This is a genomic window from Coprococcus sp. AM97-35 (assembly GCF_027697525.1).
Lineage (GTDB): Bacteria > Bacillota > Clostridia > Lachnospirales > Lachnospiraceae > Allocoprococcus > Allocoprococcus comes.
Window position 1 is genome coordinate 40,477 of record NZ_JAQESL010000010.1, and the last position, 15,216, is coordinate 55,692.

Annotated in this window: 16 protein-coding genes; 12 read left to right on the top strand and 4 right to left on the bottom strand. The window is 44.8% G+C overall.

Going from position 1 to position 15,216, the window contains the following annotated elements; translation table 11 throughout:
- The first annotated feature begins 42 nt into the window (after positions 1-42).
- The 3 genes from PG840_RS09290 to spoVG all read left to right on the top strand — a co-directional run bounded on the left by PG840_RS09290 (position 43) and on the right by spoVG (position 2,826).
- Complete coding sequence (locus PG840_RS09290) at positions 43-1,317, top strand: glucose-1-phosphate adenylyltransferase (protein WP_195479744.1); 1,275 nt, start codon at positions 43-45, stop codon at positions 1,315-1,317.
- Positions 1,314-2,432: a glucose-1-phosphate adenylyltransferase subunit GlgD gene (gene glgD / locus PG840_RS09295; protein WP_055249425.1), complete on the top strand. Its 1,119-nt coding sequence runs from the start codon at positions 1,314-1,316 to the stop codon at positions 2,430-2,432. The genes PG840_RS09290 and glgD overlap by 4 nt, the downstream gene beginning before the upstream one ends.
- 106 nt (positions 2,433-2,538) lie before the next feature.
- Positions 2,539-2,826 carry a septation regulator SpoVG gene (gene spoVG, locus PG840_RS09300; RefSeq protein ID WP_008368997.1) on the top strand — a complete coding sequence of 96 codons (288 nt, stop codon included), beginning with the start codon at positions 2,539-2,541 and terminating at the stop codon, positions 2,824-2,826.
- 96 nt (positions 2,827-2,922) lie between these two features.
- Here the strand turns inward: spoVG and PG840_RS09305 are convergent, their stop codons facing one another.
- The 4 genes from PG840_RS09305 to PG840_RS09320 are packed head-to-tail and all read right to left on the bottom strand — an operon-like array spanning position 2,923 to position 7,367.
- Positions 2,923-3,735 (bottom strand): Cof-type HAD-IIB family hydrolase, encoded by an 813-nt coding sequence (locus PG840_RS09305; protein WP_270205674.1) that lies wholly within the window; start codon positions 3,733-3,735, stop codon positions 2,923-2,925.
- 12 nt (positions 3,736-3,747) lie between these two features.
- Entirely contained in the window at positions 3,748-5,124 is a 1,377-nt protein-coding gene (locus PG840_RS09310; RefSeq protein ID WP_270205673.1) for a UDP-N-acetylmuramoyl-tripeptide--D-alanyl-D-alanine ligase, read from the bottom strand.
- 27 nt (positions 5,125-5,151) lie between these two features.
- The gene (locus PG840_RS09315) at positions 5,152-6,606 is read right to left on the bottom strand and encodes a nicotinate phosphoribosyltransferase (RefSeq protein ID WP_008368990.1); all 1,455 of its coding nucleotides are present in this window, start codon (positions 6,604-6,606) and stop codon (positions 5,152-5,154) included.
- Between the two features lie 26 nt (positions 6,607-6,632).
- A complete protein-coding gene (locus PG840_RS09320; RefSeq protein WP_270205672.1) occupies positions 6,633-7,367 on the bottom strand; it encodes a lysophospholipid acyltransferase family protein in 735 nt (244 codons plus the stop codon).
- Positions 7,368-7,499: 132 nt separating this feature from the next.
- On the opposite strand from PG840_RS09320, the gene PG840_RS09325 reads away from it, so the two are divergent.
- The 9 genes from PG840_RS09325 to PG840_RS09365 all read left to right on the top strand — a co-directional run bounded on the left by PG840_RS09325 (position 7,500) and on the right by PG840_RS09365 (position 15,003).
- Complete coding sequence (locus PG840_RS09325) at positions 7,500-7,946, top strand: protease complex subunit PrcB family protein (RefSeq protein ID WP_118199738.1); 447 nt, start codon at positions 7,500-7,502, stop codon at positions 7,944-7,946.
- Positions 7,947-7,956: 10 nt separating this feature from the next.
- Positions 7,957-9,519 (top strand): DUF3794 and LysM peptidoglycan-binding domain-containing protein, encoded by a 1,563-nt coding sequence (locus PG840_RS09330; RefSeq protein ID WP_270205671.1) that lies wholly within the window; start codon positions 7,957-7,959, stop codon positions 9,517-9,519.
- Between the two features lie 63 nt (positions 9,520-9,582).
- Positions 9,583-10,458 carry a 4-(cytidine 5'-diphospho)-2-C-methyl-D-erythritol kinase gene (ispE, locus tag PG840_RS09335; protein ID WP_055297431.1) on the top strand — a complete coding sequence of 292 codons (876 nt, stop codon included), beginning with the start codon at positions 9,583-9,585 and terminating at the stop codon, positions 10,456-10,458.
- Positions 10,459-10,460: 2 nt separating this feature from the next.
- A complete protein-coding gene (locus PG840_RS09340) occupies positions 10,461-11,150 on the top strand; it encodes a GntR family transcriptional regulator (RefSeq protein WP_008368980.1) in 690 nt (229 codons plus the stop codon).
- A 64-nt stretch (positions 11,151-11,214) separates the two neighbouring features.
- Positions 11,215-11,832, top strand: coding sequence for a stage II sporulation protein R (spoIIR, locus tag PG840_RS09345; RefSeq protein WP_117824491.1), 618 nt, complete (start codon positions 11,215-11,217; stop codon positions 11,830-11,832).
- A gap of 67 nt (positions 11,833-11,899) precedes the next feature.
- Positions 11,900-13,081 carry a cation diffusion facilitator family transporter gene (locus tag PG840_RS09350; RefSeq protein WP_022221113.1) on the top strand — a complete coding sequence of 394 codons (1,182 nt, stop codon included), beginning with the start codon at positions 11,900-11,902 and terminating at the stop codon, positions 13,079-13,081.
- 5 nt (positions 13,082-13,086) lie between these two features.
- Positions 13,087-13,794: an acyl-[acyl-carrier-protein] thioesterase gene (locus PG840_RS09355; protein ID WP_055157924.1), complete on the top strand. Its 708-nt coding sequence runs from the start codon at positions 13,087-13,089 to the stop codon at positions 13,792-13,794.
- A gap of 3 nt (positions 13,795-13,797) precedes the next feature.
- Positions 13,798-14,619: a CvfB family protein gene (locus PG840_RS09360; RefSeq protein ID WP_195250206.1), complete on the top strand. Its 822-nt coding sequence runs from the start codon at positions 13,798-13,800 to the stop codon at positions 14,617-14,619.
- Positions 14,620-14,769: 150 nt separating this feature from the next.
- On the top strand, positions 14,770-15,003 hold the full coding sequence (locus PG840_RS09365; RefSeq protein ID WP_008368971.1) for a hypothetical protein: 234 nt from the start codon (positions 14,770-14,772) through the stop codon (positions 15,001-15,003).
- Positions 15,004-15,216 lie beyond the last annotated feature (213 nt).

The following is a 15,216-nucleotide window of genomic DNA, read 5'->3' on the forward strand; positions in this document are numbered from 1 at the left end:
GTTATAATGAAAAAACCAGAATTACTGAGAAGGGGTGAAGACATGATAAAAAAGGAAATGATAGCAATGCTATTGGCAGGAGGACAGGGCAGCAGACTTGGCGTCCTGACTGCAAAAGTTGCTAAACCGGCTGTTGCATTTGGCGGCAAATACAGGATCATTGATTTTCCGCTGAGTAACTGTATCAACTCAGGAATCGATACAGTCGGTGTCCTGACCCAGTATCAACCACTCAGGCTTAATACACATATTGGAATTGGTATTCCGTGGGATCTGGACCGGAATATCGGAGGGGTGTCAATTCTTCCGCCGTATGAGAAGAGTACAAGCAGCGAATGGTATACAGGAACGGCGAATGCAATTTATCAGAATCTGGAGTATATGGAGACATTTAATCCGGATTATGTACTGATCTTATCAGGAGATCATATTTACAAGATGGATTACGAGGTCATGTTGGATTTTCACAAGGAGAATCATGCAGATGTGACGATCGCGGCAATGCCGGTTCCGATCGAAGAAGCAAGTCGTTTCGGAATCGTAATTACCGATGAAGACAAGAGAATCACCGAGTTTGAGGAGAAGCCGGCGAATCCGCGGAGCAATCTTGCGTCCATGGGAATTTATATTTTCAGCTGGCCGGTGCTCAAAGAGGCACTGATTAAGATGAAAGATCAGCCGGGATGTGATTTCGGAAAGCATATCATTCCGTACTGTCATGAAAAGAAGCAGAGACTGTTTGCATATGAATATAATGGTTACTGGAAGGATGTCGGTACATTGAGTTCTTACTGGGAAGCTAATATGGAACTGATCGACATTATTCCTGAATTTAATCTTTATGAGGAATTCTGGAAAATTTATACGAATAATTCAATTATACCGCCACAGTATATCTCAAAAGAAGCTGTGATCGACAGAAGCATCATTGGCGACGGAGCTGAGATATACGGCGAGATACATAACTGTGTGATCGGCGCAGGTGTTGTTGTTGGACAAGGCTGCGTGATCCGGGATTCGATCATCATGCAGGATGTTACGATAGGAAATGACTGTGTGATCGACAAAGCGATCATTGCGGAGAATGTTAAGGTTGGAGATAATGTAACCCTTGGAATCGGTAATGAAGCACCGAACAAGCTCAGGTCTGATATCTACAATTCCGGACTGGTTACGATCGGTGAGAATTCTGTGATTCCGGCAGGAGTACAGATTGGAAAGAATACTGCGATCAGCGGTATTACCGTGAAGGAGGATTATGTACAGGGTGCTCTTGAAAGCGGCGGAGTATTGATAAAGGCGGGTGACAGATCATGAGAGCAGTTGGAATCATTTTAGCAGGCGGTAACAACAACAAGATGCGGGAGCTTACACAGAGGCGTGCAGTGGCAGCGATGCCGATCGCAGGAAGCTACCGGGCAATTGATTTTGCACTCAGCAATATGTCCAATTCGCACATCCAGAAGGTAGCAGTACTTACTCAGTATAATGCACGTTCACTGAATGAACATTTGAATTCTTCCAAGTGGTGGGATTTCGGACGTAAGCAGGGTGGCCTTTATGTATTTACACCGACGATCACCGCAGACAATGGCTACTGGTATCGTGGAACGGCAGATGCGATCTATCAGAACCTGGAGTTCCTGAAGAGGTGCCATGAACCTTATGTGATCATCACATCCGGTGATGCGGTTTACAAGATGGATTATAACAAAGTACTGGAATACCACATTGCCAAGAAAGCAGATATCACTGTGGTATGCCGGGATCTGGATCAGGGCGAGGATGCAACCCGTTTTGGCATCCTGAAGATGAATGAGAATATGCGGATCGAAGATTTTGAGGAAAAACCGATGGTGGCAAATTCCAACACGATTTCCACAGGAATCTATATCATCCGCAGACGTCAGCTGATCGATCTGATCGAGCATTCAGCTGAGGAAGACAGATATGATTTTGTAACGGATATCCTGATCAGATACAAGAATCTGAAAAAGATATACGGTTATAAGATAAAAGACTACTGGAGCAATATTTCCACGGTCGATGCCTATTATAAGACAAACATGGATTTCCTCAAACCGGAAGTCCGGAACTATTTCTTTAAGCAGCTTCCAAGTATTTATTCCAAGGTGACAGACCTGCCTCCGGCAAAATATAATCCGGGTGCGGTCGTTAAGAACAGCCTTGTGGCAAGCGGAAGCATTATCAACGGAACCGTTGAGAATTCGGTTCTGTTTAAAAAAGTGTTTGTTGGAAATAATTGTGTGATCAAAAACTCAATTATTTTAAATGATGTGTATCTTGGGGACAATACTTACATTGAGAACTGTATTGTAGAGAGCAGGGATACGATCCGTGCCAATACACGGCATGTTGGTGAAGATGGCGTGAAAGTAGTAATAGAAAAGAACGAAAGGTACGCATTATAAAAACTGAGGGGGACTTGTAAGAGTCCGGATCAGAAGGCATGCCGGTCAAATAAAGGAAAAGGAGCGGACCGGTATGTGCGTTACTGGAGAAAGGGGCTAGAAAGTTATGCAGATTACAGATGTACGCGTGCGCAAAGTAGCAAAAGAAGGAAAATTAAAGGCAGTAGTATCAATTACAATGGACGAAGAATTTGTTGTTCACGATATTAAAGTCATTGAAGGGGAAAAAGGACTTTTCATTGCAATGCCGAGTAAGAGAGCACTGGATGGGGAATATCGTGATATTGCGCATCCAATCAATTCCGGTACAAGAGACAGAATCCAGAAGATCATTCTGGACAAGTATGCGGAAGTACTGGAAGAGACTGACGACGCGGAAACTGCAGAAATCTAAGTACAGAAAAATACTGAAAACAAAAATCCCGGAGACTGGAAGTAAAACCAGTTCTCCGGGATTTCTATATTTTGAGAAATGATATTTCTACGACGGTCAATCGAGCATAAACTGATCGATCACATAGAGAACTCCGTCATCATCATTTGATTTTGTGATAAAATCTGCTTTCTCACGGACCAGTGGCTGTGCATTTTCCATTGCCACTCCAAGACCTGCGGTTTCGATCATAGTCAGGTCGTTGTATCCGTCACCGCAGCAGATCATTTCATCAGCAGTCAGACCGATGCTGGTAAGAAGCTTCAGAAGAGAGGCGGCTTTGTCTACATTCTTTGGAACAATTTCGAGGAAAAATGGATCCGAACAGTAAACATCGATATAACCATGGAAATGAGCGGACATTTCCTCTTTAGCAGCAGCGATGCTGTCCGGTTCTCCGGTCAGGAGAAATTTATTGTTTGGAAATGTGGATACTTTCTCGCAGAAATTATCAATTTGTACAATTGGTAAATGGTTGATCCGAGATTCTAATTCGGAATATTTTGTCGGGGTAAATCCGGACAGAAGCTGTCCATCCTCATAAGCCAGAATATCAACCGGGTAGTTGGAAGCGATCCGGTAGATATCCGGGATCACGTCCTGCGGAAGTGTTTTGTTGTAAATGACCTGGCCGGTGCGGCAGTCAGTGATCCGTGCTCCGTTGAAGGATAGGATATAGCTTCCGTAACGTTCCAGATGGAGCTGCCTGGCAAGGGGAACCACGCCGTATGTAGGGCGACCGCTTGCAAGAACAACTTTTTTTCCGGCTTCCTGGATCTCGATCAGAGCCTTTAACGTTGGTGGAGTGATTTCTTTCCTGGAGTTGGTAAGTGTTCCGTCCAGGTCAAGAACAAGTATCTGATATTTCATGTCTTACCTCTCTTAAAACTTCATCTGTCTGAGTACATCAATGATCTCAGGAAATTCCATACCGTGGGAAGCTTTGACCAGAATGGTATCATCTTTTTTGACAACATTCCGGATTTTTCCCAGGAAGTCCTGTTTGGTTTTAAAGTAAAGTACGGCACTGCTCTTTGCACAGGCTTTTGCACCTTCATATGCGTGGTGGGAAAGTTCTCCGATACAGCAGATCACATCAATGCCGATCTCGGCAGCATGTGCGCCGGTATTGTAGTGAAGTTCATTTTCCTTATCACCAAGCTCATACATATCGCCCATTACAGCTACGGTTCTTCCTGTTGCGGTAGAAAGTACATCCAGAGAAGATTTCATGGAAACCGGATTAGCGTTGTAGCAATCATCGATGATCAAAAGAGATCCTGTGTCGATCAGATTGGTACGTCCGGCAATCGTCTTCAGGGAAGAGATCCCGGTCTGGATTTCCTTCAGAGTAAGTCCAAGCTTCATGCCGACACATGCTCCGGCGAGAGCATTATAAACCATGTGATTTCCAGGTACCGGGATATGTACGTTGATTTCACCAAGTGGAAGGTGGAGTACAGCGTCAGTTCCGCGAAGTCCCTGACTTACGATTCCGTCTGCATAGGCATCCAGCTGGTCTGAAAGACCGAAGAAAACAGGCTTTTTTCCTTGTACCTCTGCGACTGTGGAAAGTTTGTCGTCATCTCCGTTTAAGATGACAGAAGCATTTGGACGCAGATGATCAAAAACTTCGGTTTTGGCTTTTAAGATTCCGTCGCGGCTTCCGAGATTTTCCATGTGTGCAAGACCGATGTTGGTGATTACACAGATATCCGGCTGGCTGATGGATGCAAGTTCATGCATCTCTCCGAAATGGTCAATTCCCATCTCCAGGACAGCGACTTCATGTTCTTCGGTAAGATTGAAGATGGTAAGCGGAAGTCCGATTCCGTTGTTAAAGTTTCCCTCTGTCTTAAGAACATTGTATTTCCGGGAAAGGACAGAGGCAATCGTCTCTTTGGTGCTGGTCTTGCCAACACTTCCGGTGATGCCGACAACCTTGATGTCAAGCTGCATGCGGTAAAACGCTGCGATATCACGAAGTGCTTTTTCGCAGGATTCTACATGAATGCAGGGACAGGTAAGGGAAGAAGGATCTTCTTCTGTAAGAGTAGCAAGTGCACCCTGTTCCATAACCTGTGGGATAAAGGTGTGGCCGTCTACACGGGCTCCTTTGAGTGGAACAAAAAGAAATCCCGGTGCTGCTTTCCGGCTGTCGATTGCAACGCCGGTAATCTCTTTTTCAAGAAAACTGCTGTCGCCATGGAAGGTTCCATGGCAGGCAGCGGTTATATTTTTTAATGTCATATTTTTCATCGGTAATACCTCTTTTCAAATTGTAACCTAGTCATCAGCACTCATGCGGTCAAGAAGCTGTTTCTTTACTTCATAAAGTCTTGGAGACAGATCGATATACATCTGGTGAGGATTGAAGAGTCGTTTGGATTCATCCCACAGGGTATCTTTTTCCTGACGGCAGTAAGCGGCAATCTCTTTGACAGACGGGGAAGTGTAGACACATTCACCGTTGATGAAGATTGGCTGCATCATTTCGCGGACGGTATAGGTTCCGGCTTTCATCTTTGTCTTTTTCCATGTCTCGCTTGGATCAAAGAGGAGAAGATCTTCCTCCGGATTGATTTCTTCGTCTACAAAGCAGATATAATCAGCTTTCATCTTGCCGGTTTCTTTTTCGTAAATACGGTAAACCGTCTTGTTGCCCGGATTGGTGATCTTTTCTGTGTTCTCAGAAAGTTTGATTTTAGGTTCGAACTCGCCATTCTTATTCTGGATGGCAGCGAGCTTATATACACCACCGAATGAAGGACAGTCTTTGGAGGTGATCAGATTGGTTCCGACCCCCCATGAATCGATCGCTGCGCCCTGCATCTTGAGGTCGTGGATCAGATATTCATCAAGGTCGTTGGATGCGCAGATCGTTGCTTCTTCAAAGCCGGCCGCATCCAGCATTTTACGTGCTTTTTTGGACAGGTAGGCAAGATCGCCGCTGTCAAGACGGATACCAAGCTTTCTCGGACTGATGCCGGCATCTTTCATCTCCTGGAAGACACGGATCGCATTCGGCACACCGGATTTTAAGGTGTCGTAAGTATCGACAAGAAGGGTACATCCTTCAGGATAAAGATCTGCATAGGCTTTAAATGCGGTATATTCATCCGGGAAACTCATGATCCAGCTGTGTGCATGGGTTCCCATAACCGGAACGTCAAAAAGCTTGCCGGTAAGTACGCAGGAGGTTCCCACGCAGCCGGCGATCACGGCAGCACGTGCGCCGTATAATCCGGCATCCGGTCCCTGGGCACGGCGAAGCCCGAATTCCATAACACCGGTATCACCGGCAGCGTATACGATACGGGAAGACTTGGTCGCGATCAGACACTGGTGGTTCAGAATGTTCAGGATTGCGGTTTCCACAAGCTGAGCTTCCATGATCGGGGCAACGACTTTGAGGATCGGCTCCTTTGGGAAGATCAGGCTTCCTTCCGGAATTGCGTAAATGCTTCCGGTAAAGTGATAGCCGCTCAGATACTGAAGAAAATCTTCAGAAAAAATGTGGAGACTGCGAAGGTAATCCACATCATCATAGCTGAAGTTTAGATTTTTCACGTACTCAATAACCTGTTCAAGTCCGGCTGCGATTGCATAACCGGAAGAAAATGGGTTGGAACGGTAAAATACATCAAAAATTACGGTAGGATTGTCCTGCTTATCGTAATAACCCTGCATCATAGTCAGTTCGTATAAGTCTGTAAGTAATGTTAAATTTTTAGAATGCATAATCGTACCTCTTTTCTGTTATAGGTTTAGATCAGACTGGCGTTTTTCTTAATTGTGTCCTGAATAAGATCATGACAATAGATTCCAAGATGTTTTCTTGTCTCTTTATCCAGTTCTTTTGGATAGATTGGTTTGCCGTATTCGATGACGACATGTACTTTTTTTACACGTGGGAAATGTGCTTCAAAAATGTCAGCAGTATTGTTCATGCTAATCGGAATGATCGCACACCCGGTCTTTTCGGCAATCTTAAGTGCACCGTCACGGAATGGAAGCATAGAAAGCTCTTCGCCATTGTTGCGGGTTCCTTCCGGGAAAATGCAGATGGAAATGCCATTTTTTACATAATCAATTGCCTGAAGGATCGTCTTCAGACCTTCTCTCATATTGTCTCTGTCAAGGAAGAGACAGTACAGATTCTTCATCCATGTGGAAAGAAGCGGAATCTTTTCCATTTCTTTTTTGGCAACATAACCGGTCAGACGCCTGCACCGGCTGTAAGTAAGGAGAATATCAAAATAACTGCGGTGGTTGCCGATAAAGAGTACCGGTTCATCCGGAACATTTTCTTCACCGATCACGGTTGTCGTGACACCGGTCATCTTAAGAATCACTTTAAAGCCCCACTGAACGATGTGCAGAGAACTGATATCTTTGGCTCTGCGATTGAATTTACCAATGATCCATTCCACCAGAAAAACCGGAATGGACAGGATCAGGTAAAGAATTAAAAAGACTGCGATACAGATAAATCGTATCATTACCCAAAAATCCTCTCTTTCATTGTATAAAGTAACATACTTTTCTTCGATTATACTATTCGAGGCATGAAAATACAAGGAAGATAATATGATAATAAAGAGACAAAAAAATGGAAAAGTTTGTGAATAATTATGAGAATAAAATGCCGTGTGACAGGGGTGATCTGGATGCTGATTTTCCTTGGCGGCTGTCAGGTCATGGAAAAAGAGGAAGCGGGTGGAGAAATGCTGGAATATTCCATTGTGGATGAGAAAAAAGTTCCGGCGGAAATGACCGAACGCATTGCCGGGATGGAAGAAACCCCATTTCAGATCATGTATGTGCAAGGAGACCGGCTGTATGTCGGACAGGGGTATGGGAGACAGGAAATGGAGGGATATGCGATCCGGGTTGATGGCTGTACGGAAGAAAAAGATGTGATCTGTGTACAGACAACACTTCTGGGACCGGGAAGTGACGAGACAGAAAAAGATGGGGAGGAGATGGAAAATATCTGTATGCGGGAAGATGGATTTTCCCAATACCCATATGTTGTCCTGGAAATGGCAAAAAGCGAAAAACCGGTGATATTTGAGTAGGAGGCTGACTATGGAACTGATAAGAAAACAGGTACGCATGAATCAGATGGGAAAAACAGTGACGGATCAGTTTATGATCGGTGGGGATTATAATGTACCAGATGTGAAAAGTGACGTGGGAAGAGTGCTTTCCGGTGAGGGAAGTCTGCGGATTGAAGAGACAAGAAGAGTGGAAAATTATCTCCGTGTGACGGGAAAACTGAATTTTAAAGTTTTGTATGTGACGGATTCGGGAGATCCGCGTCCCGGAGCTTTGGAAGGAATGATTCCGTTTGAGGAAATGGTCTACATGGAGGAAGAGAACGGAGAAGGCGAAGACATTGTGCAAGTTCAGCGGGTGGAATGCGGGGTATCACTGATCCATTCGAGAAAGCTTGCGGTAAAAGCACTTGCGGAAATGACGGTACATACAGAGCAGATCACAGAAAAACAGGTGACACTTGATGTGGATGGGGAAGAGGGAATCTATCTGAAAAAATGTCCGGTGGAGCTGCTGCAGCTGTTTACCGCGAAGAGAGACATTTACAGGATCAAAGAGGAGATTAAGATACCGGGGACCAAAGAGAATATCGGAACGCTCTTGTGGACAGAGGTAAGCTCCCGGAAAATGGATACCAGACTTGTGCAGGATGCTATGCTGATAAATGGAGAATTACAGATCTTTGTTCTCTATGAATCTCAGGAGGGCAAGACAGACTGGGTGGAGCAGACGGTTCCTTATGAGGGGCGGATCGAGTGTGCCGGCGCAGAAGAAGGTATGTATCATCATGTCTATGACCGGCTGGATGATATCAGTGTGGAAGTGCGGATGGATGAGGACGGTGAGATGCGTGCGCTTGGCATTGAAGCGGCACTTCAGGTTCGTCTTTTTGTCTATGGGGAAGAAAAGCTGGAGCTTTTAGAGGATGCGTATTCCCTTGATAAAAAATGTGTTTTGGAGACAGAAGAAGTTGTTGTTGAGGAGCTTCTGATGCAGAATCATTCAAAAAGTAAGATCACAGAACGATTAAGTCTGCCGGAGCTGAAAGATGAGATCCTTCAGGTGTGCCACAGCAGCGCAGACCTGCAGATAGAAAAAATGGAAGTGCAGGATGGAGGAATTCTGGCAGAGGGGATTCTAAATGTCAGCTTTCTGTATGTAAAGGCAAATGATGAAGTACCATTTGGTGTGTGGAAGGGGATGGTTCCGTTCTCGGCAATGCTTGAATGCCGGGAAGGAAGCAGCGATATGAAATATGACGTCACATATGCAGTGGAGCAGCTTGCGGTAGATCTTGCCGGAAATGATGAAGTAGAGATCAAAGCGGTCGTGGCGTTCAGGAGCTTCATGCGAAAAGCGGAAAAAATACAGATGGTGACAGAGGCTGCACTTGTGGATTATGAAAAAGAAGAGCGGATGAACCAGCCGGGAATTGTGGGATATATCGTAAAAGACGGAGATGATCTGTGGAGCCTGGCAAAGAAATATTCGACCACAGAAGAAAGCATTCTGCTTAATAATGAATTATTATCAAAAGAATTGAAAACGGGTGATAAAATATTGATTTTTCGGGAGAGTTTGAGTATACTATAGTAATGAAATGATGTATACAAGATACAAAAAAAGGTCGAAAAAATACAATAAGGAGATACACGCATGGATAAACTGGAGTTAAAAGCACTTGGGAAAATCAATCTTGGACTTGATGTGCTGGGGCGGCGGGAGAATGGTTATCACGATGTGCGCATGGTCATGCAGACGCTGTATCTGTACGATAATGTGACGCTGCAAAAGAAGTCGGCCCCAGGTATCGAGATCGATTCGAATCTTTTTTATCTGCCGAATGATGAGGACAATATTGCATGGAAAGCGGCAAAGCTTCTGATCGATGAATTTGATATCAAAGATGGGATTAGAATCCATCTGGACAAGCATATACCGGTTGCAGCGGGAATGGCAGGCGGAAGTTCCAATGCTGCGGCAGTGCTTTACGGAATGAACCAGATGTTCCGGTTGGGACTTTCTCAAAAAGAGTTGATGGAAAGAGGCGTGAAGCTTGGGGCGGATGTTCCTTACTGCATTATGCGCGGAACAGTACTCGCAGAAGGAATCGGGGAAAAACTGACGCCGCTTCCTCCGATGCCGAAATGTCAGATTCTGATCGCCAAGCCGCCGATCAGTGTATCGACAAAGATGGTTTATGAAAAGCTGGATTCCTGTGAAATCAAGGAGCATCCGGATATAGATGGTATCCTGGACGGATTGAAGAACCAGGATCTTGAGCAAGTGGCAGCATCCTTGGGTAACGTGCTGGAAAAGGTTACGGTTGAAGCATATCCGGTCATTGCACAGATCAAAGAATGTATGATGGAAGCAGGTGCTCTTGGGGCGATGATGAGTGGAAGCGGTCCGACTGTATTTGGGATTTTCAGGGATCGCAGGACAGCGAAGGAAGCATTTACAAAAGTAAAAGCACAGAATCTGGCAAAACAGATTTATCTTGCAAATGTGCATAACGTCAGGAGGAGATAAGAATGGATATGGATTTTGAAGTAAATATGAATGAATACCTGCCGTTGAGAGATGTTGTGTTCAATACACTTCGGAAGGCAATTTTAAGAGGAGAACTGAAGCCGGGAGAACGGCTGATGGAGATCCAGCTTGCCAACAAGCTTGGAGTAAGCCGCACCCCGATCCGTGAAGCAATCCGTAAACTGGAGCTGGAAGGTCTGGTTCTGATGATTCCACGAAAAGGGGCAGAAGTGGCACAGATCACAGAGAAGAATATGCAGGATGTGCTGGAAGTCAGAAAGGCACTGGAAGAGCTTTCCGTACAGCTTGCGTGTGAACGGATCACGCCGGAGCAGGTTGAAGAAATGAAGATGGCAGCTGAAGATTTCCGTAAAGTCTTAAAGAGTGGTGATGTGACGAAGATCGCTGAAGCAGATGTAAAATTCCATGATATTATCTTTGCCGCAACCAATAACCAGAGACTGATCACGCTGTTGAATAACCTGCGGGAACAGATGTACCGGTTTCGTGTAGAATACCTGAAGCAGAAGGAATGTTATCCACAGCTCCTGGAAGAACATGATAAGCTGATCGCACTGATTTCGGGTGGAGAGGTTGAAGAGGCATGTGAGCTCATGGGATGTCATATTGACAATCAGGCCTCTACAGTATCGGATGTTATCCGGAGAGATCAGGTAGAATATCACAGATAAAAATGTATAGTTTTCCATATGTTGTCAATACTCCTGGTATCAAAGACAGGAGGTACATACGAAAATGAAAAAAATAAAAGCAGTGGTGCTGATACTGATCATGATTCTGTGTGGTGCGGCATTTGCAAGGGGAATGCAGGTGGAAGCGAAGGCGAATGCAGTGCAGGAAAAGTTATCCGGTGAGGTGTTCCGCTTTCATGTGCTTGCCAACAGTGACAGCAAAGAAGACCAGGAACTTAAGATGAAGGTGAAAGAGGCTGTTGTAGATTATATGTGTGAGAATCTTTCGGATGCAGGGAATGCAGCGGAGGCGAAAGCATGGGCGATCCGCCACAAAGAAGAACTGATCCGGACGGCCAGGGAAGTCTTGCAGGAAGAAGGATGTAACGATCAGATAACAGCTGAGGTCGTGCGGTGTGAATTTCCGGACAAAACTTACGGAGACATCACCTTCCCCGCAGGCTGGTACGATGCACTCCGGATCAAGATCGGAAAGGCACAGGGGCACAACTGGTGGTGTGTTCTTTATCCGAATCTCTGCTTTATGGATTCTGTCCATGCAATTGTTCCCAAAGAAGGGAAGGAAGAGCTGCGGAGTGTGCTGACGGATGAAGAGTATGCGATGATCGTAAAAGGCACACCGGTAAAAATCAAATGGTTTTTCTTGCAATTGACGGAGTAAATGTGTAGAATATACTTCAACGAAGATGGCAGGAAAATTTGTTTCGCCTAAGGTAAAGGAAAGTTTAATGACGGATATACTTGTAAAATTATTTGTAAAAGATTATAAAGATGTAGAAAAGGTGTCTGTCCGTACAGCATATGGAGTGCTGGCAAGCGGAGTAGGCATCTTTTGTAATGTTCTGCTGACGATTGCGAAGATGGTGATAGGAATCCTTCTTCACAGTGTGTCTGTTACTGCAGATGCATTTAACAACTTATCGGATGCAGGTTCTTCGATCATTGGAATGATCGGAGTGAAGATGGCAGAAAAACCGGCAGACAAGGAGCATCCTTTTGGGCATGGCAGGCTGGAATACATAGCGGCACTGATCGTATCCTTTCTGGTGATCGAAGTTGGATTTACCTTTTTCAAAAATGCGATCGTGAAGATCCGGGAGCCGGAAGAGTTAAAATTCAGTCTGGTGTCGATCCTGATCCTGGTGTTGTCCATAGGTGTGAAGCTGTGGCTTGCGATGTTTAACCGGAAACTTGGTGAAAAGATTTCTTCCCAGGTGATGATGGCGACGGCAGCAGATGCACTTGGAGATGTGATCACGACAGCAGCGACGATCCTGTCGGTTGTATTCTGGCGGATCACAGGGATCAATATCGATGGCTTTGTCGGACTTGGTGTTTCACTGGTCGTTATGTGGGCCGGATTTGGGATTGCGAAGGATACGCTTGAGCCGCTGATCGGAATTCCGGCGACATGGGAAGATTATGAGAAGATCAAGCATTTTGTGGAAAAATACGCTGGAATCGAGGGCAGTCATGATCTGGTGATCCATAATTACGGACCGGGAAGAAGTATGGCGATCATTCATGCAGAGGTTCCGAATGATGTCCCGATTGATGTATCCCATGAGATCATTGACCGGATTGAGAGAGAGGCAATGGAACAACTGGGGATCTCGCTGACAATTCATATGGATCCGGTGGAGACTCGTAATGAAGAAGTACTTCAGGCAAAACATGAGACAGAAAAAGCTGTGGAAGCACTGGATCCGAGATGCAGTATCCATGATTTCCGCATGGTGAATGGAGAAAAACAGATCAATCTCATTTTTGATTTTGTCATTCCGAGAGAGTATTCTGAGGAAAAAGGGAATGAACTGACACTGACTTTGATGGACCGATTGCAGCATCATAACCCAAAGTATCAGTGTGTTATCACATTAGACAGAAGTTATGTGGAAGAACAGAGGTAAAAGAGATGTATACATTTGAAAGCAGAGTACGATTCAGTGAAGCAGACCATACGGAGCTTCTGACATTACCGGGGCTTGTTAATTATTTTCAGGACTGTAGTACTTTTCAGTCTGAGGATATCGGATATGGCGTGGAATCACTGAAAAAAAGCGGGCAGGCATGGATTCTTTCCGCATGGCAGATTGTAGTAAACCGTTATCCGAAACTCGGGGAACATATCCGGGTGTCCACCTGGGCAACGGATTTTACCGGACTTTTCGGACTTCGTAATTTTAAGATGGAGGATGAAGCAGGCGAGATGACAGCCTGGGCCAATTCGGTCTGGGTATATATGGATATGAAAAAAGGAAGACCATGCAGACCGGCGAAAGAAGAGGTCGAGGCTTATCGGCCGGAAGCACCACTGGATGTAGAGTTTGCGCCGCGTAAGATCGTGCTTCCAAAAGAACTGGAAGATGGAGAAAGTTTTCCGGTAAGACGTCATCAGATCGACACAAACGAGCATGTCAATAACTGCCAGTATATCCAGATGGCAATTGATGTGGTGCCGGAATGTGAGCGTGCCGGACAGATCCGGGTAGAATATAAAAAATCCGCAGTTATGGGTGATATTATTTATCCAAAGATGGCGGTAGAGGAACAGAGAAAAATAGTGGAACTTTGTGATGCGGAGGGAAATCCGTATGCGGTAGTAGAATTCAAGGAGAAATAAGAGATGGAATTAGGAAAAAAACAGATGCTTACGGTAGTAAAGGTAGTTGATTTCGGAGTATATCTGGGAGATGACAGAGAAAAGGTTCTTCTTCCGAAGAAGCAGGTTCCGGCAGGAATCGAACCGGGCGATCCGATTGAGGTGTTTTTGTATAAGGATTCTTCTGACCGTCTGATCGCAACGATAAATGAACCGAAGCTTACACTGGGGGAAAGTGCAATCCTGAAGGTAGCGCAGGTTGGCAAATTCGGTGCCTTCCTGGACTGGGGACTGGAAAAGGATCTGTTCCTGCCATTTAAGGAGCAGACTTATAAGGTGAAACCGGGGGATGAATGTCTGGTAGGACTTTATATTGATAAGAGCCAGAGACTCTGTGCGACCATGAAGGTATATGAGTATCTGACCAGTGATTCTCCTTATCAGAAGGATGATCAGGTAGAGGGAATCGTTTACGAAGTGAGTGATAATTTCGGGGCTTTCGTTGCAGTGGACGGAAAATATTCTGCGCTTGTGCCAAAGAGAGAAGCACCGAAAAGTCTAAGACCGGGAATGAAGATCCATGCGAGAGTGACAGAAGTAAAACCGGATGGAAAGCTGAATTTAAGTGTCCGTGAGAAAGCATTTATCCAGATGGATAAGGATGCGCTTCTGGTACTGGCGCGTCTGGAAGAAAAGGGCGGAGTCCTTCCGTTTAACGATAAAGCAGATGCGGAGGTGATCCGTGCGGAGTTTGATCTGAGCAAGAATGCATTCAAGCGTGCAGTCGGACATCTGTATAAAGAGCGTAAGATCGAGATCCGTAAGGACAGTATTGTTTTGAAATAGACATTGTGATTATGCACAAAAAACAGACTGTTAAATTGTTCACAATGCCCAAAACGCTGATTTAAAAAAAAACCCTTGATTTTCAAAAAAAAATTGTATATATTGAGGGTGTAAAAGATAGGAAGAGATAAAAGAAAAGGAGTGTACATCATGAAGGTACAGAATATTACAAACATTGATAAGTTTTTTGAAGTAGTAGACAGCTGCAAAGGAAAAGTAGAACTTGTAACAGGAGAAGGCGACAGACTGAATCTGAAATCTAAACTTTCTCAGTATGTTTCTATGGCAAATATTTTCTCTAACGGAGAGATTCCGGAACTGGAAATCATTGCATACGAAAAAGAAGACATCGATAAACTGGTTAACTTCATGATCAATGGCTAATTTATATAAATACCAGGAATAGTGAGAAGCAGGAATCAAAGTGATTTGGTTCCTGCTTTTTTGTGTATACGATGAGCCAAGTGCAGATTTGTGCTTGCACAAGGATCTGCATTTGGCGAATGTACATCATCGAGCTGTTAAGCGAGATGGTGTACAAAGTATACAAATCGAGTAGGAGTCAGCCTGCTCGATTGTGGAGAGAGACGGTCTGCG